This window comes from Methylophilus sp. YYY-1, from assembly GCF_029132825.1.
GTDB classification, from domain to species: domain Bacteria; phylum Pseudomonadota; class Gammaproteobacteria; order Burkholderiales; family Methylophilaceae; genus Methylophilus; species Methylophilus glucosoxydans.
In genome coordinates this window covers 1,148,440-1,169,976 of sequence record NZ_WOVG01000001.1, presented here as the reverse complement: position 1 = coordinate 1,169,976, position 21,537 = coordinate 1,148,440, and the positions used below count along the sequence as shown (strand labels likewise).

Below are 21,537 nucleotides of genomic sequence, written 5' to 3'. Positions count from 1 at the left end.
ATCAAGGTCTCACCCGGGCGACACCTGGCACAATAGAACGGCCCTCTGCAATATCGATACCGCGCTGCGTAATCTTAGCTTCTTGCATTTGGCCAACGGCTGTGAGCTCAACATAGCCCTGGTCACTTAACCAGTGCATTTCAGTCTCGACCTGGTCTGCACTAGGTGGCGGGATCTCGCCAGTAGTCATGCACTGATAAAGAAAATACTGCCCGGCTTTGTAGCTGGGCAGGCTGTTAAGCAGCTTGAGCATTTGCAGCCGCCACGCTTCTCTTAATTTGTCCTGGTAACTCATTTGCGCTCCATCAATGTTTCATGTATCAATTGCAACGTCCTGGTCGCGCCAGCAAACTCCCCTTCGAGGCGGCTTACGCAATCCGATACCTGGTTGATCTTGTCGTAGACCTTGCCAATATCCTCATGGGTTGGAGCCTTTTCAGCCTTGGCTTCCAAGCGCGCTATTCTTTCGCCGTGCTGGTCAATCTTCTGATCGATGTCATTTTCCAATTTGCCAATCCGTTCATTTGTAACGATGTCCTTTTTGGACATATACACGTAAACTCCTATGGCGCCAGTCACCAAGAACTGCAACACTTGGAACCCAAATTTGACTGCTTCCATGTCCATCAACGCAACCCTCGCATATCCTTACTCTCTTTAATTCCCTGGCAAATAATGCAACGGGTTACACCCTTGATTTTCTGCCGCTCTTTGGCGATCTCTTCCCCGCAGTCTTCACAATGTGAATATGCGGGTTGTGTTATGTACGCTATCTCTTCGCGCTTGGCTGCAACTACGCTGTCGCGCTCCCTGGCCTCCATATCTGAGGCAAAATCAAACTGCCGTGACATGCGTCTACTCTGTAGGCGAGTCCAAGCCGCACACGCGCCTGTCTTCAACAATCACTTGCTGGCAGGCGGTGAGCTGCTCGGTGATTTCGTCGGCTCTGGCTGCGAGATCGTAAAGATCTCCAGCAAGCGTTGGCGGAAGTTCGCTTGTCTCGGCACCATCACTGCTGCCGGGGCCGGGGCCAGCCGCGCTGGTTGAATCTGCACTGGCTTGCTGGCTGCTGGCAGCTGGGGTGCGGTACTGCAGCTTGACAATGCCACTGCGCAACTTAGCAATAACAGCGTCAGTCTTAGCTTTTTCATTTGACTTTTTCTCCTGGTAGGTTTTGTCCATTTCAGCCAGCCTGGCCACATGCGCCAGCTCGGCATCGCGTGCTTCTTTCTGCAATTTGATAATGAAGTCATTCGCCTCGGCCAGATCGGTATTGGCACGCTTTAGGTATGGCAATGCACATGCCACCTCACCACGATGAAACTGCTGCTGCCCATAGGCATACAACAAACCAACAACCAGGCAAACGCCAATGCAAAAGAAAATCCCAATCAACCAGGTAGGGATCAATGGCTTGGTGGTTAACTCATCGAGCGAAGTGATATTCACGCTTGACCCCCTTGGATGATGATGCGGCCCCAGCCGCTATAGCGAGGCTGATAAATGTTCATGATGCGGTGCGGGTAAGCGAGGTTTTCTTTACAGTGCATGACGTGGCGCCGGTTTTTGCCGCAGAAGGAATCGATCTCTTCACGCGTGGCCATGCGCTTTGCTGGCGCCATTAAAGCCTCGCGTTGCCACCAGCCTAAGCCGCCGTTATAGGCTCTGAGTGTTGCCCACATCCGGTCGTAGTCATTCAAGCCCCACACCCGCGCATACAACCACTTGTCGTATTGCATCAGCGCCCGCATGGACCAGACAGGGTTTTGAGGGAGGCATTGACTAGCGGCGGTGCCGCTAGATTCACACAACCATTTAGCGGTATCCGGCATGAACTGGGCCATGCCTTGAGCACCCACAGCGGAGACGGCTGCAGGGTTCCAGGTTGACTCTTGATGAATTTGCGCGGCAAAAACAGGGATAGGGGCATTTAAGCCCCACTCAGCATGCGCCAGGCGCGTTAACTCTCTACGATATTTGATGGCGTTTGACGGCAAAAATCCAGCGGCCTGGACATTAGGGCTAAAGGCGAGCAACACGCCAACCAAAATGGCTACCATGTAGAAAACCATGAATTTACAAAGGAAATTTGTGCCTGCATGATTGAGGAGATACCAGTAAAATGAATCAGGCTTACTCATGCTAAGCCCCCAAGCTGGCTGCCAGCATGGCAGCAGCTATAATGATCGCCCGGCGCAACATAGAGGCAGCAAATACAAGCTGCTGTGATGGATCAACTGCCTTATCAGGCACATATGGCCCGCCAACACTAAACGGCTTGCACATAAACGCATCTGGCCGCGCATAAGGGAAAGCGCTGCGGTCTATCCAATAACCCACACAGCCAGCCATTGTGACTAGCGATAGCTTATAGAGCGACACCGGCAATTGTTCAGGGGCAACCCGATAAATGATCACTAGCAACACCAGGGTTACCAGTAACCAATCGGTCATGCGAGGGGCTTTAATGGAGGGTTTTTTCATGCCTCCATGTTAGAGGCTGAGGGGAGATTACTCGACACTGACACGCTTCAGGTAAAACAAAGGGCCGCGAATGCGACCCCTTTTTACAGCCTACTGCCAATATGATTATTGGTCAACAATGCTCAAGAATTACAGATTCTGCCAGACGTTTGACACCCTCTTGGCATCATAAACGTAATTAATTGACTTCCTGCACTCTAATCTGTAATCAGCGTTCTCAGGGCTGCCTCTTGGTGATAACCCATCAATCATATTCAGAATACGCGCTGTTTCATTCTTCAGCTGCATAAAACAAGGCTCTTCAAAAGTCTGTTGTGATTCTGGCCAGCTACGCAGTACCTTTTGCAATTTGACCACTTCATTAAAAGCGCTGTCTTTGCCTTCTTTCATGAAGGTATCTTGCCAGCCATAAATCACATCTACTGAGACTTCCTTCAGGTTTTGAGGAGTAATAAATGTCTCTGTCTTTTCTGTTTCTGCGACTACATCCTTAGAGGGAGCAGCAATTAGATTCAACACTATAGCCGTCATCAGGCATGCAACAATAAATCCCCCTCCATGCGCAACCGTATTCGAAAGATTTCTTTTCTTGCATCCTATTGCCCAGCCTAACCAGCCACCAACAAAAGCACTCACCCCTAAAACTGCATAAATCATAAGCCCTCCTTAAAAGTATGCTCAGTCTATTTTTTCACTTCTGCCGGTAAAAGCATGCCCTGGCCCATATCGATCAATGCATGCGCAACCCTATCAACAGGCATACCATCTTCCAGCAGGATCGCAAAATAGCGGCCATCAGTAGTCACCACACCAAAATGCTTACCTTGTGGCAAACCACCACCGCACTCTTGGTGCATTAAATCGTCACAAAATGAGCTTTGTACTCTTGCCATACCAATCCCCTTAAAAAAGCGCCTGCTGACGTTCATCCAGCATGTTTGTTTCCTTCAGAATGCGCCAGATCTGACGGTCTGATAAATGATAATTCAAAGCCAGCTCATTTACCTTAGCCCCAGCCAGGTATTCGCGCACAATTGCCTGGTCACGCTTCTTGCGCATGCCATCCAGACAGCGCGGGATGTACAGGTCACGGGATCCACCAAGGGCTTTTACCATGCCCATCAACAGCACCTCGCCGATCACCGGCACAAAGTGATGCGTGCTGACGTTGCTCAAGGCAGGCAAGCGCTGTGTCGTGCCCGGGAAAGCCTCAACCAATGCCAGCGTGGCGTTTTCGCCTATGGCATCAATCATCTGCTGCAGGGACTCTGGCAGATCAGGGTAAACGTTTTGATTTTCCACGTCTAATATCCTCAAATCCTTTAGGCATCAGCACCATGCCGCATCGATCAACATGTTCTGTGACTGCATGAATGTCTAGTTCATCAACCAAATCATCCAAAAACTTTGAATCAATCACCTGCTTAATGACAGGCGGCTTACGGTTTAACAGTGACCCTACCAGGTAACCAAACCCGAAAAACGCCATCGCCTCGACAACTTCAATCACAATCATGCCTGCTCCTGACGTTTAACCAGCGCAGCAATCACGCCACGCAGCTCCTCGGCCTCGCACCACTGCAGGCGATCGCGGTTATACATGCGCTTGGCAATGCCATCGGCATAGCTCCAAGGCAGCTTCATATCGGCCAGCAGCGCGCCCACTTTCGTGATCAGCGGCTGGTTGGTTTTTTTAGCTGCTGAAGGCGTGGCCATTTTGGTGTTTTTCCAGCCACGGGCTTTAAAGTGCTCCAGCAGCTTGTTGCGCTCGGCATAGTCAAGCTGGGCGCTGCTATCGGTGCGGCCATTGCTCATCATGCGGATAATGCTGCGGTAGGTCTCTTCGTCCAGGCCCAGCTGGGCACGAGCGATGTGTATCTGCGCGATCTGGTTGTTGCGGTGTGGTTTTGGTTTAGCCATATCACTCCAATGCCAGTGTTTCCTGGCCAGCTACACCACGGTTTAACTCAGCTTTTGCACCTTGGGCGGCGCCAGCTGCAAAATCATCAAAAGCACGGTTACTCATGCGCGATGAGTCGTTCCGATCGCGCGGCTTGGTCTCATTAAGTTTTGGGTACCGCATACTCATGTAAGCAGTGATGGCCGCTGTTTGCTGGTCATTCAAAACCAGTGCAGTGATCTTTTCAGACACAGCGCGTACCCAGCCCCTACAGTAGACATCTGCCCGCTTTGTTTTAGTGTACGGGTTACAGCGCTTGAGCTTGTTTTGGATGTACTCCGCACGTGATTTTTTGCACTGGCGGTGCAACACCTGAAAGGCATACGTGGCGATCTCAGCTGAGATGCCGCAGCCGATAAACACATACTCGGCACTCAAGAAGTTGCGAAACACCAGCTTGCAGCCACATGACTCAGCAACCACCTGGGATAACCAGGCCTCCCAGTTCGAAGGCTTTTGGTTTGCTGACCGTGCAGAAAACTCACTGACCTCGGATGCTAGAACGTCATCATCCTCAATATTGAATTTCTCCATCAAGGCCTGCGCCTGGCGTAAAGCTGCAGCAGCTTCATGCTCGTTGGCCGACTTGGCCAAAGCCAGGCATTTTTTGATTTTGTCGATCGCTTCTTTTTTAGTCATGGTTGTCTATCAATCACATCAAGTTTGAAACTTTGCTTAGGATGTAGCCTTACTAAGGTTCTAAGTCTCCATCTGGCCTTGTTAAAGTCATCATATCGAGCTGCCATAACTGCATCGGTAGTCGTTATTAAGTCCGATGCATCATCCTCATCGCTTGGCTCACAAAACCATGTCTTGCCAAACGGGTTATAAACCAGAATCACGTAGTCTTTTTTTTGCATTCCAATCCCCGTTAAACTATCCACATCAGGCCGCTGGTTAACGGCCTGAATTGAGGGTTTAAATCAAAAATCAGAACTGGATGAATAAGTGTCATATGAGCTTGAGCTGCTGGTGCAATCATTTGAGCTTGTCTGCGCCTCGCCGAGTGCACCATCCCTTGCCAGGTCGCCCATTAAGCCGCCTGCAAAGCTACCTCCAACCATGCCACCAATCATGGCGTTATTTGTGATCATGCCGACCGCCATACTGGTACCAAAGTCTTCAGAGCTGGCTTTACTTGTCTGAGCCGGAGCGCAGGCGCGGCTTGCTAAATCTGCAACTTGTTTGCTAGAGAGCGGCACAGGTGGCGGCAGTGTTTTTTTCATAGGGGCCTGCTTATCTTTACTTTTTGAAAACAGTTTTTTGAGCTTTACGATAAACATCGATTTCTCCTAAGTTCGGTTTGATTTCACAACTGCAGCCACATCGGTGTCCGCTTGTGCGATCGCGATATTGCTGATCGGATACTCAGCCTGGATCTCGTCGAGGCGTGCTTCGTAACGCGGCGTGCCAAATACCATGTGTCGACGTACCAGCATGTTTAAAAACACCAGGTCATCGGATCGGCGCTGGTCTTGCAGCATGTCGCCGTGCGCGGCGAGGATGGCCGCAGCGCGTTGATGCAGGGGCGTATGCGCGCAGGGAATGTTGTCTAGTGCTGACATCAGATATCCTCCGCTGTACGCTCTTTAAATTCATTACAGACAGCACCTGTCCGGGTTTTAAAGTCATGCGTTTTACAATGGGCCCCGTGTTTTTTATCGAGGCTTGCGCAGCTGCCGCATGTGTCATTAATGCCTTTTTGCCTACGCTCAGAGGCTGTTAAAAATCCAGCTTTGTGAAGCTTTTGCTCTGTCCAAGTACCGTATGGATTTGCTTTCATGCTGCCTCCAATACTGCGGGTTTTGGCGGCACTGGATAATCATCGTTATCGCTGGCATTGATATGCACAGCAATGCAGTACTCTTCAACGGCCTTGCATTCCGCATCGGACCATTTAGCTACACGCTCCCTTGTCACCGGACCATTAAAATGGTGATCAGAGATCAGCAAAGTGCAATCGATAGTTTGATCATCGTTTCTCACCCAAAGAGACTCAGGAATCTCGGCCTCCTCAGGTTCATAGTCGTAGCCATATACATCTGCAAACTCTGGCCATTCATCGCGCAGCGCCTCGAGGTCATAGTCACTGCAAAAGCTCAAGTCCTCTTCTGGCTTGATAGCTGCTGCGTCAATGATGTTTCTTGCGGTGGCGGTAAAGCCATCACGGATCATTTGTGCCACGGCCAGGACAATGCCTGCTGTCAGGCCGTTTTTAAATTCTGGTGTTTGTTGCATTACAAATCTCCTTATTTAAAAATCGCCGCGATTAACCAGGCAAGCAGGCTGAAGAAGAGAGCTGGAATTAGCGCGAATAAACTAAAAAAACCATTAATGCCTGCATCTGCCCTAGCGATAATCCACAGCGCCCAACCCATACCAATTACTGTGATCGCAGTAGGAATCCACCACCATGCAAATGTGAGTGTTATGGTATGCATATCAAGCGACCTCCTGATCTGGCTCATCATTTTTGAGCAGCGCGGTGACCAGCTTGTCGACGTTGCTGTCGGTTGCTTTGATAGTCACAGCATCGGTATCGGCGACTACTTTGCAGCCGATTTTTTTCAATTCCTCAACCGTGATATTGGCCAGGGCTTCTTTACTTACGGTCTCATGTTTAACAATGAGGACATCAGCTTTTGAAGCCAGGTGCTTGCGGATCAAGGTGATTGTGTTTTCTTCATCTGAAACCACGATCTTTCCCTTTTGCTTGGCAAAGCCAAACTTGATGCCGTGAATAGTCCATGTGCGCGGTTTTTTAAAGAGATTCGCGTTATTCACTAATAGCGCCTCAAGCTTGGCCTCGGCGTCTTTCGTAGAGCTGACTGCTTTTTTGATAGCAGGGATGGCTTTACGCTGAAGCCTCAATATCTCGTTATCAAGCGTGGTCACCAGCTCGGCCAACACGCTGCGCTCTTTGGAGTAGTCTTTGGCGGCGCTTTCGATTAATTGTTTTTGGTTGCTCATAAAATGATCCTTATGCGTTGATGTGTAACTGGCCGATAAGATCGCCCAGCGGTATGTTGCCCAGCGTGCTGGCCAGCTTGAGGCTGGTCAGGGCACGATGGCGTAAAAAGTCGAGTGTTTCTTCCAGCTCTTGCTGTGTGCTGGCGATGAAGTAACCGGTTGTCGGGTGGCCGCAGATGGCGGTACCATCTTGGCGGCATTGAGTGACTAGCTGACGCACCTTACGCTCGGTGACGTCTACCTTAAAAGCCAGCTCCCGGGATGAGATTGCCTTATCCTTACCGCAGTGATTGACCATCACGGCGAGCAGGTCATGCTTGGTTTTATTCGCCATCTTCAGCTCCTTTTTTGTCGATGTAGTGCTGTGCGTTTTGTGCAAAGCGCTTGAGGTTTTCACGCACTCTGGCTGGCATTTCTGCTTTAACTTTTCCGGGTGCAGGTGCCACCACAATATTTCGAGCGGCAGGCTTGTCTGCGGTGTGGTATTCGCCATATTTGCGCCCTTGTTCGTTGGCCCGTTCTGCTTGGCCGCTGGCTTTTTGTGTATATCCAGCGATGATCTTGAACAGATAGCGGTGGTTGCTGAGCGGCAAGATGAGACTTTCACGCGAGGCCAGCATGGTTTCCATTGCTTGCCTGAAATACGCTTGCGGTGCCGGATACTCAGTGCCCTGGACGCTGACTTTGCCAGCGGTGACAATCGGCACCAGTTCAGTCAGCATTTTTTCCAGCTTGCTCAGGCTCAAGGCGCGTTTGGCTGGCTTAAAAAGCTGCACGTAGCTGATCAGCACGTCACCGATCTCGGTCATGCGAAAAGCCAGCACGATCGCGTCACGTGCCGCTCGGTCATTCAACGCGGCTTCTAGCGAGAATTCAGCTTGGCAGACTGGGCAGACGAGTTTCATACAACCCTCATCAGCGTTAACTGATCGTCCAGGAATGAGATCAGTAATTGTGTTTCGTGACGGTTTAGCTCAATAGGCAACTGACCAAAGGTCATTAGCATCAAGCAACCATCGTTGGTGTATGCAAAGCGGTAGCGTGCCGGTTCATCTACAACGGGATGATCATGCTCCACTTGAGTTTGATGGATTTCATTTTCACGACTATCCGTAAAGGTTTGCGACGCCTGATCAGCTGCAAATCCTGACGATTCAACTTCATGTCCTTGCGCATCCACCGTATCCGTGGCTGTGGTTTCCTGCGGCTGTTGCGGAATCGGGGTGGCTGCATCTTTGGCTCCTGGTTGTTTATTTTCAGCAACTTTGCAATGGCGATAAAACTCATCAACCGGCTTAGTTACTCGGTAGATTCGACCGTTTTCGCTGTTTGCATCAATAACCTCTTCACGATCCAAATATCCCTTAATGTAGGGCTTGATGGCTGATGTTAAACGGAGGAGATTTTCAATAGGTTTGCTAGTTGTACCTGGATTAGCCTCTATGTATTTGAGGATCTGATAGGCCTTAGGCTTATCTGAATAATCAGGGGCTGCAGGCGCATCAGATATCGTCGGCTGACCAAAAACAGGGGTCTCATAAGTATCAGTTGATACTTTTGGAATACTTTTTTCAGTACGGATAGGCTGCGCAGCAGGCTTTGCTGATGCGGGCTTAAAGTCTTTCCAATGTGCTTTGTCTATCACGCCGGTTGGCCAGTAAACATATCCTTTAAAGGCGGGTATTTTTTTCTGAATATTTTCGGTTACCTCTCTGTAAGCACGATTCACCGGCGCTGGCACGATATTGCAGATCACGTTCATGATCTCTTCAAAGCGCTCCATCGATAGCTCAAGCTTAGCGGCCAAGGTTTCGGCCTTCATTGGCTTTTTACTGTCTGAGTTGCGCAGGTAGAACAGGATGTTGTCGATTTGATCAATCATTTTTGATCTCCCAGTGCCACCACAAATTTAAGGTTTGGCTGCTTAACCGGCTGGCCATAATGTTTTTGGGTGTGACGCTCGGTAACAAACTTGAGCTGTACACCATCCTGCACCAACTTAATGGTGCATACTTCGTCCACCTCTTCCGGCAAGCACTGCATGATCGCTGCTGCAATGTTTTCGCTCAGGCTGGCTTTGATCAGCCGATCTTCTTGCTCCTGCAGAAAACCTTGCAGCGCAGAAATTCCAACCACAACCAGGGCACCAACAACAATTGCTTGTAGACGGCTCATGCTGCACGCTCCTTTTTTGCTTTTTGTGTACTGACGATCACGCAAATGCGCTCAGCAGGACCAACCCGCTTCATGCTGGCAGTCGCTGCATCTGCCCAATTGGGTGCTATAACCTCCATGCGGCACGTGCGTGATGGCATGCCTGTGGTTACCGCTGTGACTGATACATCAAACCTGTGCATTTCAACTTGTTGCATTTCAGCTCTCCTTATGTGCGCAGTTCTGGCAAGCCTGGTAATGCTGAAACATGGCGCCCTTACGTGCGTGCGGCATTGGGCGGCTCTGGCGGCTTTTGCAGTCATCTGCAGTGATCTGTTTGTTTAAAAATGGGCAGGCACGGCGAGTCATCAGCGGGCGCAACACCGCCTCGATCTTTTCAACACCTGCAGGGTATTTGCCATTGAGATACAGGCTCATCGTGCTGCGGTTGTATTTGCCCGCGGTAAGGTCAGCCAGTGCTTGCACGCTGTTTTCTGTGGCAAACTGCTTGGCCCAGGCAAAGACCTCACTCATGACGAATCTCACTAGCATGTTTTAATGCGTGCTGTTGAGCTAACTCAGGCGAGGCGGGTTCAAATATTGGATGATGCTTTCCATCCTCATCGACAATTTCAAGATTGTGGATTTGAAACAATCCACCTAATGTCCAATTGCATGGTCCCTTTTGTCCTTTTGTTGGTGCTCCCGCATTCGTGAAGCGACCAAAACAAGAGAAACCTAGGTACTTTTCAACCTGCTCAAAATTTTCACCAGCACCTGCTTTGATCAAGTCCTGTGCGGATTGAACCGTTCTACAACGAGGACAAACAAAGGCATAGTCCACTGGTTTAACACCCTGAATTTTTAAAGTGTCTCTGAACTCTTGCAGAGATATAGTCTTCATCTCACTCATTGGGTACCGCCTTTCGGTGATACCGCCTTCATAGGTCCTGTAGCTTGTTCAATTTCATAAACCTTGGCAGTGTCAGGGCAATAAACCTGATTAAGGCTCTTGCGCCAAACTGGCGCAGAAACTCCGCAATCAATAACCAGGCTATAACGGTGATGCCCATTGCTGGTCAGTGCCTTGCCTGGCTGGCGGCGGGTCTCAACTTTTAAAATGCCAGCCCGGGCCAGCGCGTTTAAGTACTTGCGCAGGTTGCTCTCTGCATCTTTCTGACTCCCGTCAGCCAGGGTATTAAGCAGGCTCTCAAGCGTGGCGCTTTTACGGTTGCGCATGACCCACCATGCCTTGGCACGCAGACCACCAGAGTTCATGCGGCGGCGTGGGCTGGTTTCAATTGCACGTTTGCGGTTTTCAAGCATCAGGCCTGCTCCTCAATCATTTCGATTGCCTCAACATCCACGCCACCGGCACGGCCCTCAACCTTTACAATGACGGCCCCGCACATATCCCATGCTTCGGATCTGGTGGTGGTATAGATGTAGTCTGGTCGACCAATAATCGGGTGGAATTTGACACGGGTACCCACTGGTACCTGAGCGTTAAATTGATCTGCTGTGATCTGACGTTTCATGATTACAGCGCCTTTCCAACGTCTTCGCACAGGCGCAATTTGCCAACCATGTCACCGGTGACAATCTCGGTTTCCTTTACTCTGGCTAGGCCTTCAAGTGTCTTAATGGCGTTGTTGATGATGCGGTACCTGCCACGCGATTGCTCCAGCACACGCTTGACCACATCTTCATCAAAGCCGACCTCGCACAAGGCCTGCATATACAATTTGCAGTCTTTAATGTCAGCAGGTTGAAACTCAGGCTTGGCGGTGATGCGCGTGTTGATGTGTGCCATTTTGCTTTCGGTGAAAAGGTTTTTTTCACGGGTATGACATACAAGGATGAGCATGACACCAGCCTGTTCACTCACGCGGCGCAGATACTCCAGAGACTTGGCTTTACCCTCTGCGGCGTGCTGCGCTTCATCAAGTATGATTGGCGTGTTGGTATCTGCCAGGCGTTTTAAAATAGCGTTAAACTTTTGGTAGTTCCGCGTCTCTTTTACACCAAGCCGATCTGCCAGATAGTCGCTGGTAAATGTCACGGTCATGCTGGGCATGCCTTGCAAGTAAATGGCATTTACCTCGCTGCCAAAGCGGTCAACGGCAGCAGTCTTTCCGCAACCAGGCTCACTGGTTAACAGCATGATTCTGGCTTCGTCGGATCCTGAGTTTTCTACTGCTTGAACTGCCGCCTGAAAGGTGAACCAGTTGCTTGTCTGGACATATTGTTTTCGCATTGCTACACTCTCCTTACTAGTTTTGCTCTAGTGCTACAAAAAGGCCGTTGGTTAGTTGGTAGCTAACCTGCGGCCACCTCATCTGTGTCGTCGTTGTTTCCCTGCTGGTAAATCATGCGTTGCACGTCCAGGTAGGACATTTCAGCCTCTTTCGCTTTAGGCTTAATCTGCAGTACTTCCAGTGGCTCAGGCTTGACCTGTGGTGGGATAACGAATACTTCTGTTGCTTCGCTGTCGACCGTGTTGCCCAACTCACCTCTGGCATCTGCTGCTTTGCGTTGCAGGGAAACGATCTTCCGTTCTACGCGCTCTTCGCGCTTGGTATCCATGAAGCTGATAGGGAAGGCGGCACGTTTATGGCCATCCCAAACCGCCTCACCGAGATAGCGGCCATCCAGGCGGAACACCATGACTTTTTCAGGACGGTGGATATCGAAGCGGACAACCACGCGCTCACCCTCGGCCAGCAAGTTCACCAGATCCGGCATGGCATATTCGTTTTTGAATAGTTCGATCAGGCCTCGCTGTGGGACGCGCTCTACTTGCGGCATCCATAGGCTGGCTAATTCTTGTGGGGTCACGCCGACATCAATGCTGTCAGGGTCTATTTTTTCGCTGTACGCCTGATTGGGGGTCATGCCGATCACGCTGTGATCGCGGCTGTTATATTCCTCAACCACTCTGGCCACATTTGCCAGAAAATCATCCCAGCGCGGCAGCATGGTCTTGGGCTCTTTTTTGTTGAGGTCTTTAAGCATGCGATTAATGGTGTTTTCATCGCCTGATCTGCCCTGGAATGTGGGGTATTCACGTGCCAGAGCAATAAATGTATCGCTCCATAGCCGCTCAATAATGCCGCGTCCCTGCGGGTTGCCAGGGATACCAGTTTCATGAGCGATACCCATGCGGGCCAGCACACCATGTACAGGGTGATCCAGCTGCTTGGCAGTCTGTCCAGACCCGTTGTCTGAGTAGTAAACCAATGGCCGTGCCGAGGTCCGTAGCATGGCATCGCGTAGCGCTGCACTCACAGCGATGCAGCTTTCAGCCATGTCGACAGACCATCCAACGATCTTGCGGCTGACCCAGTCACGTATCACGGTGATTTCTGGCACGAATGGCCGACCATGTATCGGGTGTTGTACCTTGGCCTTGAATGAGTGACCATCGCCAACCCAGATATCGTTGGCTTTAAACATGCTCACATCACGGGCCACGTATGGCAGCAGGCTGCGCCATTCGCTGCCGGTGACACGGCCACGATATTTCACGGTGACAGGGAGCCGTTTTTCAATGCGGTAAAAGGTGTCGACTGCTGGCTGCTCTAGACCGTTTGCCTCAAACCATGCCGCGCTGTTACGCCATGCAGTCATCACAGGCGGGCGGTTTGGGTGGCAGAAGTGGATTAAAAAGGCTTTGATCAGGTAAGGCGGGTACTGCTCTTCCTGACGCTGGCCAGGTACCAGATACATGCTCACATCGCCCTGCAAGCGGCCTTTATCGTAGGCCGTATACATCTTTTGAAGCCGTGAAACCAGCGCATCATAAGTTTGGCCACCGGCACGCGGTTTGGTGTAGGTAATATTGGCGGCATCAACAATCTCTTGCGGCGCCTCTCCCCTAAAAATGCCCTCGGCCAAGGCCATGATCACCTTACGTGCGCTTTTTTGGCTGCTCACAATGCCTGCATCTATGGCTTTGCATAACACGATGCTGGCATCACGGCGCTCACGCTCTTTGGTTGTCAGGTCAGCGTCATTTCTGGCTTTACGGTTGAGGCCAGCGATCACTACGGCGCCGGTCGACGTATATCTTGCCTCGCGCACTGATGGCATCTGGTTTAAAGTGCTGGCCACAGCCGTGGTGGCTGGTTTTATTGTGCCTGCGACAACTGCACCAAGTACTTTGTCGCTGATCAGCTTCATGACTGCTTTGGGTGGCTGGTATTCAAAGCCACCACCACGGCCACTGCGCTTGCGGGCTGGCCAGTTTTCACGCTCGGCTTTTTCACGCATACGCCGGTCAGATGTTGGCAAGTCTGGTAGCTTCATTTCTGCAATCTCAAGTGCTGTGTACCAGTCTTTTAAGTTCATGACTGTTCACCCAATGCTTGTCTGACCTGCTTGATCTGCTTAGCCAACTCTTCGCGCATGTGCTCAAGCTTGCCCAGCTGCCAGTTAAGATTCTCACGGCCAACAACCAGACGTGCGCCCAATATCTGCGCATAAAAATTCAATATGTTCATGCCTTCGGTCGCCATATCAAAAGCAATCGCTGTATCAATCGGCGGCATATGCTCTTCACGACTCTCGGCTGTGTAGGCATCCAGCATATGCTTGCTGATATCACGCCCGAGTAGCTTGCTCATTTGCATGGCTACTTGATAACGATCACACCCTTTAAGGGCATCGCTCATCACATTAGCAATCTGCGCACGGCAAGCTAAAACACCAGCTATCGGTGCCACTGCTTGCGGTACCTCAAATAAATCGCCAGTCTTTAAGTCGAGTTTTTTCATGCGGCTTGTTTAACCCCCGTTAACCCTTTTACATTGCTTTTGTTTGTAACGCCTGTATCATTCTTTTTTGCGTAATAGCTATGGTGGCGGCCAATTCCGCGCTCGCCACGTCCGCTTTTTGGCGTGCCATTGGCGTGATAGCGGCTAGGCCAAATGCTTTGCGGAGTCACGCCCAGCTGCTCTGCAAGTACGCGCTCGGCTTTTGGGTATGGCCTGACTAATGCCTGTCTCAGATATGAGTCGCACATACCAAGCTCACGCGCCACACGCGTAATGGATGTGCCACGTTTTTTAAATGCGGCGATCACATCGGCAGGATGCCAGTCTGATGAGGCTGGTTTTTTTGGCATGTTTAATATCACATTCGTTTTTGACATGTCCGAACTTTAACGCGTCAAAACTCGGCTGTCAATACGTCCGAGTTAAGTTTTTTGATGTTTTTATTACAGGATTCGTAACGTATTGATTTATATGCGTTATTGTTTAACTTGGACGCAAAAAAAACGTCCGAGTTAAACGTCCGACTTTACGAAAGGAACTCGGACGTGGGTATTTCACGAAAATTGCTTGAATTGATTGGTGAAGAGACAGTCCAAAAATGGGCTGAAAGGCATGGCTTGGCTAAGCAAACCGTGCATGAGTGGATAAAGAACGATAGGACGCCAGGCAAGAACAGCTTAAATATGCTTATTCAAGCCACGGGTATGCCTGCAGATTGGTGGCTATCGCCTCAAGACGATTCTTCTAACATCGAAAATAAGGCCGAATATAGGCTAAGAGATCCAGCTAACGAGCCTCCAAAGCCTGTTGCAAAGCAAATGCCTGTTGATTTGTATATTGATAACTACGTTGAGGTGCGCGCTGCAGCTGGACATGGCCAGTTAACCCCTACAGATCAATTAATATTGCAGCTTAAAGTGAATGCGGCTGATTGGCGCCGCTACATTGGCCTGGACCATAAACACGTCAAATTAATCACTGTCCACGGCGACAGCATGAAGCCAACACTATCTCATGGTGACCAGGTAATGGTAGACACTGCCTGCAGCAGCTTTATTGATGATGCGATCTATTGCATCCAACAAGGGGAGAATCTAAGGTTTAAGCGCATCAAGCTAAATTTGGATGGCTCAATTATCGTCAAAAGCGATAATGAAAAGGAAGGGTTCCCGCCCGAAATATACTCAGCTGATGAAGCCTCACATTTCCGCGTGATAGGCCGAGTAATCCCGTTAAAGTTTGGTTGGTTTGAAATTTAACGGTTTTGTACCAATAAAAGTGCAAAATTTATCTGTTTTGCTCAATTCCTGATAATTTTTGCGCCAAATTCTATTTTGATGAAATATCGCTGTAAGCCTTATTCCATCCCACTTTGGCCCAAATTTTCCCGTTTAATCCCGTATACCAAATAACCCACCCCCTCACATAACGTTGATTTCTTAGTGAGTGATATCAATGACAACGGTGTGATATCGGGTACGGCTGTTGTTTCACAAGGCAATTCTTTTTTTCGAATAGCAACAGTTGTTGATTCGAAAGGTATTACAACGCTTTCGGGTATGGATGGTTCCACTTATGCGGGTGGTATAAACTCATCAAACCAAGTAGCCGTAACGTATGACAGGCAAGGGTTTTACCTTGTACCGACAGTTTGGGCTTCAAGTACAACTAATACCATCACAATTTTGAATGAGCCTTTTGCAACTGGGGTTGCAATTAATGATCAAGGAAGTGTTGCTGGTTCAGTGGATATTTCCGGTAAGCAAACGGCAGCGGTCTGGAAAAATAATCAGTTAAATATTCTTGGTTCCTTATATAGTGATACGTCACAGTCTGCTTCAATTAATAATCAAGATTGGGTCGTTGGTCACTCATTTAAATATGATGGAGGAAATGCATCTCACGCAACACTCTGGCGAGATGGCGAAATGATTGATTTAGGAACGCTTGGTGGACGTTATAGCTATGCAAATAGCATTAACGATTTAGGTGATATCGTTGGATATTCTCAATATAGTTTGCATGATTACCTTGCCAACGCGACTCTTTGGAGTAATGGTCAAACGGTTGATTTAGGCAGCCTTGCCAATGCAGGCAGTAAAGCACTTGATATTAATAATCATGGATTAGTTGTTGGTAGTAGTTATCTCGACCAGAATTCAAATGACACTGCTGCAGTCTTATGGGAAAACGGCGTTTTAAAAGATATCAATACATTAGTTTCACCAGGCTCAAATTGGTATCTAAGCTCGGCAATCGCAGTTAATAACTCTGGCCAAATAGTGGGGGAAGGATTCTACAATGGAGAAAAAAGAATTTTTATGTTGAGTATGGTTCCTGAGCCTGTAAACAATGGAATGTTGCTAGCTGGCTTAGGTTTAATTGGTTTAGTTCGATTGCGGAAGAAGCTAAACACGTAATTCGTTTGCCGTGGGTTCGATCCCCGCACACCCATCAAATAAATCAAAGACGGCTTGCAGAAATGTGAGCCGTTTTCCTTTTCTCAATGCCTAACGGTGATTCAGATTTCAGTTTTTCAGCATTTCGCTAATTTCAAAAAACGTAGTTGATTTTCAGAATTCAAGTTTTTCGGCATTTCAGGGTTTCTAGCTAGCTGATCAGTCAGCTTTGCCCGAAACTCACCCTTCCTTGGTCAGAGGCCTCAAAACCTATCTTAGTTTGATGGGTAGTTACTCACGAAGAACCAATATTATTTTGGATGGGAGTTGCTTAAAATAATAAAGGCCGGTTTCCCGACCTTTGTATTAAATTAAGCCCAATTCACTTTCTTCGATGAATGGTTAATGCAGCAAATCCAATTCCCAACATTAACAAGGCATAATTTTCTGGTTCTGGCACAGGTGATACCTCTGCAACATTTACATCAATTCTGAAGGCTGCACTACCCATTGAGTTACCAACAAACCAACCTGAGGGGCTATCTGGGTATAAATATGCCAATGATGTTGTAGTTGCACCGCCTAAAAAACCTACCTCTGAAGTGCCTTGTCCAGGAGATATCAATAACCAATATGAAGTGCCCTTGTTAAGAAAAATACCGGACTCTGCTGAAAGTTCTACAATACTGGTCCTTTTGGATAGTTCACCTTGAACCTCGACTTCTCCAATTACTGTGTCTGGTTCCTGAAAAGAGCCAGAAGTCGCAATGTACAAATTGAATATATCTGTTCCAGGATTTTGTAAACTAGTTCCTACGCCTACCCAAATGTTGGATACCTCTCCACTAATCGTAGGAATGAATGAAACACCAATGATTGAATCAGTTACTTGTAATCCATAAGAGTGTCCAAAACCTGTGTTTTGTGTACTGTTCTGAGGCTGTTCAAAAAAATTGTTATAAGCTGTTACCGATTGAGCATTAGATTCAAAACTAAAAAATAAAATGATTAGCAAGATAACAATTGATTTCATATATATTTTCTTAAGGATTATAGAAAATAAAATAATAGCTTATTTACCCATGCTAATGGGGTCAGAGTAAAAAAACACTCTGATTTTTTAGATGATGTCTAGCATTTTGTGTTTTATGCTAAATCCTGCCTATTTAAAGTTTTTTCTTTAAATAAAACCCTCTTGTTCAGAGCAAAAATCCTTAATAAAATATTGGTCAATTAAGTAAATGTTTTTGACGTTTTTCGCATCATGTCTATCAGTAGTTTGTACAACAATTCATCTGACGTAAACCGTCGTTTGTGGCGCAAAAAGTCTCAGTTAATTGATAGTACTGGACGCGCTTATACTGCAGTTACCCACGATATTTCCATGAGCGGCATGAGTCTGTTTGCGGATAAGTATTACAAGCCCGGGCAGGTGTGTGATGTTGAGATTCCGGTGGCGGCTGAATCTGGCTTGCGCAAATACAGATTTAACTGCCGGGTGGTCTTTTCATCCTTGTGCGGGATGCGGGGATTCAGGACCAATTTGGAGTTTCTGGATGTGCCGTCAGAAAATAAACACTTGATTCAGTCAGTGATGTCCAGATAAGCGTGTGGGCAGATGGTCGCCACGAGAGATGCAAAGACCCAGGGTGTGTGCCTTGGGTCTTTTTGTTTTTTGGCTTACTGCTTTTTGCTAAGGGTGCACTTTTTCCAGGTGTAGGCGCCGCAGGTCATCAAGTAGAGGATGGCGGAGAAGATGTTGAGGACGGGCACCATGCTCCTGAAGGTGAGGAAGAAGGCTTTGCCCAGGGCGTGCCTGGGAGTGTTGAATTCGCAGTTTCTGAATTCAATCAGCGAGCCGATGGCGGAGATAATGAGTGGTACCAAATAGAATGCCGAGAATACCTTAAAGTCCATTTTGTGCCCCCGAGTTGTTTTTATGATTATAAATATATCTGGTTTAATGCGGTTTGGGGATGATTCCCGCGCTTGAGGTCTAGAGGTGACATATTTTGCATGCAGGGGATGGGCTGGTTATTTTTAAACGCTTGTATTAGCATCGTTGCTGGGCGGTTGTTGGTCTGGTGATGTTTGTATTTTGCGCCATACCCCTGTCTTAAGCTTTCTGGTCTTGTTGATGACCGGCCGGTCTGTATCACTGATTTATCCGTATCAGTCAATTTGTCGGATGTTTATCTATGTAATTGGCGAATTGATTTTAATCACTTCCCTTAAATTAATGTGCGGGAGGTTAGGCTGGACATCCATGACTGCACAAAAAAACATATTCGCAGGGCAGGGCGCGCTTATCAGAATGATATGGCTGATAGGCTTGTGTGTTCTATTGTGTTGCCTATATTTGGCGACGGGCGATGATTTTTCTGCCGAGGCGGGTTCTGTCAGTTTGCTTCTGGTGATCGGCCTGGTGGTGTGGAGTGTGGGCGGCTGGTTGGCCTGGCGCCAGCAAGTGCTCTTCAAGCGACGTGTGGAGGCACAGCAGGCTGAAGCCAGCGCGCAGCATAGGCAGCTGAATCAGCTCTACATGGCTTTAAGCCAGTGTAATCAGTTAATTATTCAAAGCCAGAATCAACAGGCGCTGTTCGACCAAGTTTGTCGCATTATTGTACATCTGGGCCACGCGAATCTGGTCTGGGTCGGTGAGCTGGATCATGATACCAAGCAGGTTCGGGTGGCGAGCGCTTATGGTTCAGGGCTTGAGTATCTTGATCAGCTGACCATTACAGCAGATCCTTCACAGGTCAGTGGCAGAGGACCTTGTGGGTTGGCGATTGTGTCAGACCATCCTTACTGGGTACAGCATTTCCAAACGCATCCGGTCACCGCGCCCTGGCATGACAAAGCCAAGGAGTTCAATTGGCATTCAGCCGCTTTTTTACCGTTGCATACAGAAGGCCGGGTGATAGGTTGCCTGGCATTGTATGCCCAGCAGCCGCAGGCGTTTCATGAAAATATCCAGCATTTGCTCAAGGACATGGCGGCCAATATTGATTTTGCGCTGGACCGCTTTGCGGTAGAGGCGCAGCGCACGGCTTTTAGGCGGGATTTGCAGATCAGTGAGCAGCGCGCGCAGCTTGTGCTTGAAAACGCGCTGGATGCGATTGTGAATATTGATCAGGCCGGGCGGATTGTAGAGTGGAATCGGGCGGCCAGCCAACTGTTTGGCTATGCGCGGGCTGATGTCATGGGACGCGATCTGGGCGAGGTCATTGTCCCTTCCGCTTACAGGGAGGCGCATCATCAGGGCATGCTGCGTTTGCAGCAAACCGGCCAATCTACACTACTGGGCAAGTTGATTGAGATCACGGCGATCCGGCGCGATGGTCAGGAGTTTCCGATCGAGCTGACGATTGTTGAAATCGAGCGCGACGACGATCATTATTACAGCGCGTTTATCCGCGACATTACCACGCGAAAACAGGCTGAGGAGCGCATTCGATTTCTGGCTAATTATGACGCCTTGACCGGGCTGCCGAATCGCAACCTGCTCACCGAGCGCGTGATGGCTGAAATCGAAAAAGCCTGGGATCAGGATGGGCAGTTTGCGTTGATGTTTCTCGACCTAGACCACTTTAAGGACGTGAATGATAGTCTGGGCCATCGCTACGGCGATAATCTGCTGGTGGCACTGACCAAGCGCTTTCAGGCCATGGTGCGCCCGCAAGATACGATTTGCCGCCTTGGCGGTGACGAATTTGTCTTTCTGCTGACTGAGGCTGATCAGGCGATGGCCAAAGACATGGTCGAGCGCCTGCTCAAGGTGGTTGAGTTGCCTGTGATTATTGACCAGTATGAGTTAACGATCACGGCCTCAATAGGCGTGGCGATTTATCCTGATGACGGGCTGGATATGGAAAGCCTGCAACGCAATGCCGATGTCGCCATGTATCGCGCCAAGCAGGAGAGTCGTAACAGTTTTCGCTTCTTTAGTAATCATATGCAATTGCAAACGGCGCGCAATTTGCAATTGGTGAATGGCCTGCGTCACGCCATTGCCCTGGGGCAATTGGCAGTGTATTACCAGCCACAAATTGCACTGGAGAATGGTCAGTTGGTTGGCGTCGAGGCGTTGTTGCGCTGGCAGCATCCACAGTTGGGCTTTATCTCACCTGCAGAGTTTATTCCACTGGCGGAGTCTAACGGGCTGATTATTGCCATTGGTAGCTGGGTACTGGAACAGGCGACGCAGCAAATTCAGCGTTGGCAGCAGCTGGGGTTACACAAGATGACGGTCTCGGTCAATCTCTCCAGTATTCAGTTCCGTGATCCCAAATTACCTGCGCTGGTGAAAAGCACGCTTGAGCGCTATGACGTGGCACCAGATTGTCTGGAGCTTGAGCTGACAGAAGGCGTAGCCCTCGAGAACCCCATGGGGGCGGTGACCATGATGGATGCGCTCAACGGGTTAGGCGTACGGCTGTCGATTGACGACTTCGGGACCGGCTATTCGTCTTTAAGCTATCTCAAAAAATTCAAGGTCTACAAGCTCAAGGTCGATCAGTCTTTTGTGCGCGACCTCACCACCGATGATGAAGACAAGGCCATTGTCATTGCCATCATTCAACTGGCGCGCAGCTTGGGCCTGAAAACCATTGCCGAAGGGGTGGAAACGCCTGAACAACAAGCCTTTTTGCAGGCACAAGGCTGTGATGAAATGCAAGGCTACCTGTTAAGCAAACCCATGCAAGTCGAGGATGCCACCGCATTCTTGCTGGCCTATCCGCACCGTCACTAATCGCACGATCTCTGGCCCTTATTTACCAACGTTATCACGCCT

At 49.1% G+C, this 21,537-nt stretch carries 35 protein-coding genes; 5 read left to right on the top strand and 30 right to left on the bottom strand.

Annotated elements, in window-relative coordinates; all coding sequences use genetic code 11:
• Position 1: 1 nt before the first annotated feature.
• The 29 genes from GOC95_RS05645 to GOC95_RS05505 all read right to left on the bottom strand — a co-directional run bounded on the left by GOC95_RS05645 (position 2) and on the right by GOC95_RS05505 (position 14,693).
• Positions 2 to 295, bottom strand: coding sequence for a hypothetical protein (locus tag GOC95_RS05645; protein WP_275356242.1), 294 nt, complete (start codon positions 293 to 295; stop codon positions 2 to 4).
• Positions 292 to 627, bottom strand: a complete 336-nt coding sequence (locus tag GOC95_RS05640) for a hypothetical protein (RefSeq protein ID WP_275356241.1) — start codon at positions 625 to 627, stop codon at positions 292 to 294. Before GOC95_RS05640 ends, GOC95_RS05645 begins: the two co-directional genes overlap by 4 nt.
• 228 nt (positions 628 to 855) lie before the next feature.
• Positions 856 to 1,449, bottom strand: a complete 594-nt coding sequence (locus GOC95_RS05635; RefSeq protein WP_275356240.1) for a lysis system i-spanin subunit Rz — start codon at positions 1,447 to 1,449, stop codon at positions 856 to 858.
• Entirely contained in the window at positions 1,446 to 2,141 is a 696-nt protein-coding gene (locus GOC95_RS05630; protein ID WP_275356239.1) for a transglycosylase SLT domain-containing protein, read from the bottom strand. Before GOC95_RS05630 ends, GOC95_RS05635 begins: the two co-directional genes overlap by 4 nt.
• A 1-nt stretch (position 2,142) precedes the next feature.
• On the bottom strand, positions 2,143 to 2,484 hold the full coding sequence (locus GOC95_RS05625) for a putative holin (protein WP_275356238.1): 342 nt from the start codon (positions 2,482 to 2,484) through the stop codon (positions 2,143 to 2,145).
• Between the two features lie 129 nt (positions 2,485 to 2,613).
• Positions 2,614 to 3,141 (bottom strand): hypothetical protein, encoded by a 528-nt coding sequence (locus GOC95_RS05620; protein ID WP_275356237.1) that lies wholly within the window; start codon positions 3,139 to 3,141, stop codon positions 2,614 to 2,616.
• Between the two features lie 26 nt (positions 3,142 to 3,167).
• Complete coding sequence (locus GOC95_RS05615) at positions 3,168 to 3,377, bottom strand: hypothetical protein (protein WP_275356236.1); 210 nt, start codon at positions 3,375 to 3,377, stop codon at positions 3,168 to 3,170.
• 10 nt (positions 3,378 to 3,387) lie between these two features.
• The gene (locus GOC95_RS05610) at positions 3,388 to 3,786 is read right to left on the bottom strand and encodes a Mor transcription activator family protein (RefSeq protein WP_275356235.1); all 399 of its coding nucleotides are present in this window, start codon (positions 3,784 to 3,786) and stop codon (positions 3,388 to 3,390) included.
• Positions 3,761 to 4,000, bottom strand: a complete 240-nt coding sequence (locus GOC95_RS05605; protein ID WP_275356234.1) for a hypothetical protein — start codon at positions 3,998 to 4,000, stop codon at positions 3,761 to 3,763. Before GOC95_RS05605 ends, GOC95_RS05610 begins: the two co-directional genes overlap by 26 nt.
• Positions 3,997 to 4,404 (bottom strand): regulatory protein GemA, encoded by a 408-nt coding sequence (locus GOC95_RS05600; RefSeq protein ID WP_275356233.1) that lies wholly within the window; start codon positions 4,402 to 4,404, stop codon positions 3,997 to 3,999. The genes GOC95_RS05605 and GOC95_RS05600 overlap by 4 nt, the downstream gene beginning before the upstream one ends.
• 1 nt (position 4,405) lies before the next feature.
• Positions 4,406 to 5,083 (bottom strand): DUF2786 domain-containing protein, encoded by a 678-nt coding sequence (locus tag GOC95_RS05595; RefSeq protein WP_275356232.1) that lies wholly within the window; start codon positions 5,081 to 5,083, stop codon positions 4,406 to 4,408.
• Positions 5,084 to 5,367: 284 nt separating this feature from the next.
• Positions 5,368 to 5,727, bottom strand: coding sequence for a hypothetical protein (locus GOC95_RS05590; protein ID WP_275356231.1), 360 nt, complete (start codon positions 5,725 to 5,727; stop codon positions 5,368 to 5,370).
• A 9-nt stretch (positions 5,728 to 5,736) separates the two neighbouring features.
• Positions 5,737 to 6,009, bottom strand: coding sequence for a hypothetical protein (locus tag GOC95_RS05585; protein ID WP_275356230.1), 273 nt, complete (start codon positions 6,007 to 6,009; stop codon positions 5,737 to 5,739).
• Positions 6,009 to 6,227: a hypothetical protein gene (locus GOC95_RS05580; protein WP_275356229.1), complete on the bottom strand. Its 219-nt coding sequence runs from the start codon at positions 6,225 to 6,227 to the stop codon at positions 6,009 to 6,011. Before GOC95_RS05580 ends, GOC95_RS05585 begins: the two co-directional genes overlap by 1 nt.
• Positions 6,224 to 6,682, bottom strand: a complete 459-nt coding sequence (locus GOC95_RS05575; protein WP_275356228.1) for a hypothetical protein — start codon at positions 6,680 to 6,682, stop codon at positions 6,224 to 6,226. The genes GOC95_RS05580 and GOC95_RS05575 overlap by 4 nt, the downstream gene beginning before the upstream one ends.
• An 11-nt stretch (positions 6,683 to 6,693) precedes the next feature.
• Positions 6,694 to 6,885, bottom strand: a complete 192-nt coding sequence (locus GOC95_RS05570; protein ID WP_275356227.1) for a hypothetical protein — start codon at positions 6,883 to 6,885, stop codon at positions 6,694 to 6,696.
• A 1-nt stretch (position 6,886) separates the two neighbouring features.
• Positions 6,887 to 7,414 carry a host-nuclease inhibitor Gam family protein gene (locus tag GOC95_RS05565; protein WP_275356226.1) on the bottom strand — a complete coding sequence of 176 codons (528 nt, stop codon included), beginning with the start codon at positions 7,412 to 7,414 and terminating at the stop codon, positions 6,887 to 6,889.
• A gap of 10 nt (positions 7,415 to 7,424) precedes the next feature.
• A complete protein-coding gene (locus tag GOC95_RS05560; protein WP_275356225.1) occupies positions 7,425 to 7,748 on the bottom strand; it encodes a hypothetical protein in 324 nt (107 codons plus the stop codon).
• A complete protein-coding gene (locus tag GOC95_RS05555; protein ID WP_275356224.1) occupies positions 7,738 to 8,319 on the bottom strand; it encodes a hypothetical protein in 582 nt (193 codons plus the stop codon). The genes GOC95_RS05560 and GOC95_RS05555 overlap by 11 nt, the downstream gene beginning before the upstream one ends.
• The gene (locus GOC95_RS05550) at positions 8,316 to 9,296 is read right to left on the bottom strand and encodes a hypothetical protein (protein ID WP_275356223.1); all 981 of its coding nucleotides are present in this window, start codon (positions 9,294 to 9,296) and stop codon (positions 8,316 to 8,318) included. The genes GOC95_RS05555 and GOC95_RS05550 overlap by 4 nt, the downstream gene beginning before the upstream one ends.
• On the bottom strand, positions 9,293 to 9,589 hold the full coding sequence (locus GOC95_RS05545; protein WP_275356222.1) for a hypothetical protein: 297 nt from the start codon (positions 9,587 to 9,589) through the stop codon (positions 9,293 to 9,295). Before GOC95_RS05545 ends, GOC95_RS05550 begins: the two co-directional genes overlap by 4 nt.
• Before the next feature lie 198 nt (positions 9,590 to 9,787).
• A complete protein-coding gene (locus GOC95_RS05540) occupies positions 9,788 to 10,102 on the bottom strand; it encodes a hypothetical protein (RefSeq protein WP_275356221.1) in 315 nt (104 codons plus the stop codon).
• Positions 10,095 to 10,481 (bottom strand): VVA0879 family protein, encoded by a 387-nt coding sequence (locus GOC95_RS05535; RefSeq protein ID WP_275356220.1) that lies wholly within the window; start codon positions 10,479 to 10,481, stop codon positions 10,095 to 10,097. Before GOC95_RS05535 ends, GOC95_RS05540 begins: the two co-directional genes overlap by 8 nt.
• Entirely contained in the window at positions 10,478 to 10,894 is a 417-nt protein-coding gene (locus GOC95_RS05530; protein WP_275356219.1) for a hypothetical protein, read from the bottom strand. Before GOC95_RS05530 ends, GOC95_RS05535 begins: the two co-directional genes overlap by 4 nt.
• Entirely contained in the window at positions 10,894 to 11,106 is a 213-nt protein-coding gene (locus GOC95_RS05525) for a hypothetical protein (RefSeq protein ID WP_275356218.1), read from the bottom strand. The genes GOC95_RS05530 and GOC95_RS05525 overlap by 1 nt, the downstream gene beginning before the upstream one ends.
• Before the next feature lie 2 nt (positions 11,107 to 11,108).
• Positions 11,109 to 11,825 carry an ATP-binding protein gene (locus GOC95_RS05520; RefSeq protein ID WP_275356217.1) on the bottom strand — a complete coding sequence of 239 codons (717 nt, stop codon included), beginning with the start codon at positions 11,823 to 11,825 and terminating at the stop codon, positions 11,109 to 11,111.
• 62 nt (positions 11,826 to 11,887) lie between these two features.
• The gene (locus GOC95_RS05515) at positions 11,888 to 13,918 is read right to left on the bottom strand and encodes a Mu transposase C-terminal domain-containing protein (protein ID WP_275356216.1); all 2,031 of its coding nucleotides are present in this window, start codon (positions 13,916 to 13,918) and stop codon (positions 11,888 to 11,890) included.
• Positions 13,915 to 14,343: a hypothetical protein gene (locus GOC95_RS05510; protein ID WP_275356215.1), complete on the bottom strand. Its 429-nt coding sequence runs from the start codon at positions 14,341 to 14,343 to the stop codon at positions 13,915 to 13,917. The genes GOC95_RS05515 and GOC95_RS05510 overlap by 4 nt, the downstream gene beginning before the upstream one ends.
• Positions 14,340 to 14,693 (bottom strand): helix-turn-helix transcriptional regulator, encoded by a 354-nt coding sequence (locus GOC95_RS05505; RefSeq protein ID WP_275356214.1) that lies wholly within the window; start codon positions 14,691 to 14,693, stop codon positions 14,340 to 14,342. Before GOC95_RS05505 ends, GOC95_RS05510 begins: the two co-directional genes overlap by 4 nt.
• Positions 14,694 to 14,888: 195 nt before the next feature.
• Here GOC95_RS05505 and GOC95_RS05500 point away from each other — a divergent pair, with 195 nt between their 5' ends.
• Entirely contained in the window at positions 14,889 to 15,602 is a 714-nt protein-coding gene (locus GOC95_RS05500; RefSeq protein WP_275356213.1) for a S24 family peptidase, read from the top strand.
• 183 nt (positions 15,603 to 15,785) lie between these two features.
• Positions 15,786 to 16,763 (top strand): hypothetical protein, encoded by a 978-nt coding sequence (locus GOC95_RS05495; RefSeq protein ID WP_275356212.1) that lies wholly within the window; start codon positions 15,786 to 15,788, stop codon positions 16,761 to 16,763.
• A gap of 361 nt (positions 16,764 to 17,124) precedes the next feature.
• On the opposite strand, the gene GOC95_RS05490 is transcribed toward GOC95_RS05495, so the two are convergent.
• Positions 17,125 to 17,775: a PEP-CTERM sorting domain-containing protein gene (locus tag GOC95_RS05490; RefSeq protein WP_275356211.1), complete on the bottom strand. Its 651-nt coding sequence runs from the start codon at positions 17,773 to 17,775 to the stop codon at positions 17,125 to 17,127.
• A gap of 231 nt (positions 17,776 to 18,006) precedes the next feature.
• Between GOC95_RS05490 and GOC95_RS05485 the strand changes: the two genes are divergently transcribed.
• From GOC95_RS05485 to GOC95_RS05475, 3 genes are all read left to right on the top strand, one after another.
• Positions 18,007 to 18,348, top strand: a complete 342-nt coding sequence (locus GOC95_RS05485; RefSeq protein ID WP_194748605.1) for a PilZ domain-containing protein — start codon at positions 18,007 to 18,009, stop codon at positions 18,346 to 18,348.
• A 47-nt stretch (positions 18,349 to 18,395) separates the two neighbouring features.
• On the top strand, positions 18,396 to 18,722 hold the full coding sequence (locus GOC95_RS05480) for a hypothetical protein (protein WP_275356210.1): 327 nt from the start codon (positions 18,396 to 18,398) through the stop codon (positions 18,720 to 18,722).
• Positions 18,723 to 19,056: 334 nt separating this feature from the next.
• Positions 19,057 to 21,495 (top strand): EAL domain-containing protein, encoded by a 2,439-nt coding sequence (locus GOC95_RS05475; RefSeq protein ID WP_275356209.1) that lies wholly within the window; start codon positions 19,057 to 19,059, stop codon positions 21,493 to 21,495.
• The last annotated feature ends 42 nt before the right edge of the window (positions 21,496 to 21,537 follow it).

Coding starts and splice junctions, on each gene's coding strand:
- GOC95_RS05645 (WP_275356242.1), bottom strand. CDS start 295: ATGAGTTACCAGGACAAATTAAGAGAAGCGTGGCGGCTGCAAATGCTC.
- GOC95_RS05640 (WP_275356241.1), bottom strand. CDS start 627: ATGGACATGGAAGCAGTCAAATTTGGGTTCCAAGTGTTGCAGTTCTTG.
- GOC95_RS05630 (WP_275356239.1), bottom strand. CDS start 2,141: ATGAGTAAGCCTGATTCATTTTACTGGTATCTCCTCAATCATGCAGGC.
- GOC95_RS05625 (WP_275356238.1), bottom strand. CDS start 2,484: ATGAAAAAACCCTCCATTAAAGCCCCTCGCATGACCGATTGGTTACTG.
- GOC95_RS05620 (WP_275356237.1), bottom strand. CDS start 3,141: ATGATTTATGCAGTTTTAGGGGTGAGTGCTTTTGTTGGTGGCTGGTTA.
- GOC95_RS05615 (WP_275356236.1), bottom strand. CDS start 3,377: ATGGCAAGAGTACAAAGCTCATTTTGTGACGATTTAATGCACCAAGAG.
- GOC95_RS05605 (WP_275356234.1), bottom strand. CDS start 4,000: ATGATTGTGATTGAAGTTGTCGAGGCGATGGCGTTTTTCGGGTTTGGT.
- GOC95_RS05600 (WP_275356233.1), bottom strand. CDS start 4,404: ATGGCTAAACCAAAACCACACCGCAACAACCAGATCGCGCAGATACAC.
- GOC95_RS05595 (WP_275356232.1), bottom strand. CDS start 5,083: ATGACTAAAAAAGAAGCGATCGACAAAATCAAAAAATGCCTGGCTTTG.
- GOC95_RS05590 (WP_275356231.1), bottom strand. CDS start 5,727: ATGTTTATCGTAAAGCTCAAAAAACTGTTTTCAAAAAGTAAAGATAAG.
- GOC95_RS05585 (WP_275356230.1), bottom strand. CDS start 6,009: ATGTCAGCACTAGACAACATTCCCTGCGCGCATACGCCCCTGCATCAA.
- GOC95_RS05580 (WP_275356229.1), bottom strand. CDS start 6,227: ATGAAAGCAAATCCATACGGTACTTGGACAGAGCAAAAGCTTCACAAA.
- GOC95_RS05575 (WP_275356228.1), bottom strand. CDS start 6,682: ATGCAACAAACACCAGAATTTAAAAACGGCCTGACAGCAGGCATTGTC.
- GOC95_RS05570 (WP_275356227.1), bottom strand. CDS start 6,885: ATGCATACCATAACACTCACATTTGCATGGTGGTGGATTCCTACTGCG.
- GOC95_RS05565 (WP_275356226.1), bottom strand. CDS start 7,414: ATGAGCAACCAAAAACAATTAATCGAAAGCGCCGCCAAAGACTACTCC.
- GOC95_RS05560 (WP_275356225.1), bottom strand. CDS start 7,748: ATGGCGAATAAAACCAAGCATGACCTGCTCGCCGTGATGGTCAATCAC.
- GOC95_RS05555 (WP_275356224.1), bottom strand. CDS start 8,319: ATGAAACTCGTCTGCCCAGTCTGCCAAGCTGAATTCTCGCTAGAAGCC.
- GOC95_RS05550 (WP_275356223.1), bottom strand. CDS start 9,296: ATGATTGATCAAATCGACAACATCCTGTTCTACCTGCGCAACTCAGAC.
- GOC95_RS05545 (WP_275356222.1), bottom strand. CDS start 9,589: ATGAGCCGTCTACAAGCAATTGTTGTTGGTGCCCTGGTTGTGGTTGGA.
- GOC95_RS05540 (WP_275356221.1), bottom strand. CDS start 10,102: ATGAGTGAGGTCTTTGCCTGGGCCAAGCAGTTTGCCACAGAAAACAGC.
- GOC95_RS05535 (WP_275356220.1), bottom strand. CDS start 10,481: ATGAGTGAGATGAAGACTATATCTCTGCAAGAGTTCAGAGACACTTTA.
- GOC95_RS05530 (WP_275356219.1), bottom strand. CDS start 10,894: ATGCTTGAAAACCGCAAACGTGCAATTGAAACCAGCCCACGCCGCCGC.
- GOC95_RS05525 (WP_275356218.1), bottom strand. CDS start 11,106: ATGAAACGTCAGATCACAGCAGATCAATTTAACGCTCAGGTACCAGTG.
- GOC95_RS05520 (WP_275356217.1), bottom strand. CDS start 11,825: ATGCGAAAACAATATGTCCAGACAAGCAACTGGTTCACCTTTCAGGCG.
- GOC95_RS05515 (WP_275356216.1), bottom strand. CDS start 13,918: ATGAACTTAAAAGACTGGTACACAGCACTTGAGATTGCAGAAATGAAG.
- GOC95_RS05510 (WP_275356215.1), bottom strand. CDS start 14,343: ATGAAAAAACTCGACTTAAAGACTGGCGATTTATTTGAGGTACCGCAA.
- GOC95_RS05505 (WP_275356214.1), bottom strand. CDS start 14,693: ATGCCAAAAAAACCAGCCTCATCAGACTGGCATCCTGCCGATGTGATC.
- GOC95_RS05490 (WP_275356211.1), bottom strand. CDS start 17,775: ATGAAATCAATTGTTATCTTGCTAATCATTTTATTTTTTAGTTTTGAA.
- GOC95_RS05485 (WP_194748605.1), top strand. CDS start 18,007: ATGTCTATCAGTAGTTTGTACAACAATTCATCTGACGTAAACCGTCGT.
- GOC95_RS05475 (WP_275356209.1), top strand. CDS start 19,057: ATGATATGGCTGATAGGCTTGTGTGTTCTATTGTGTTGCCTATATTTG.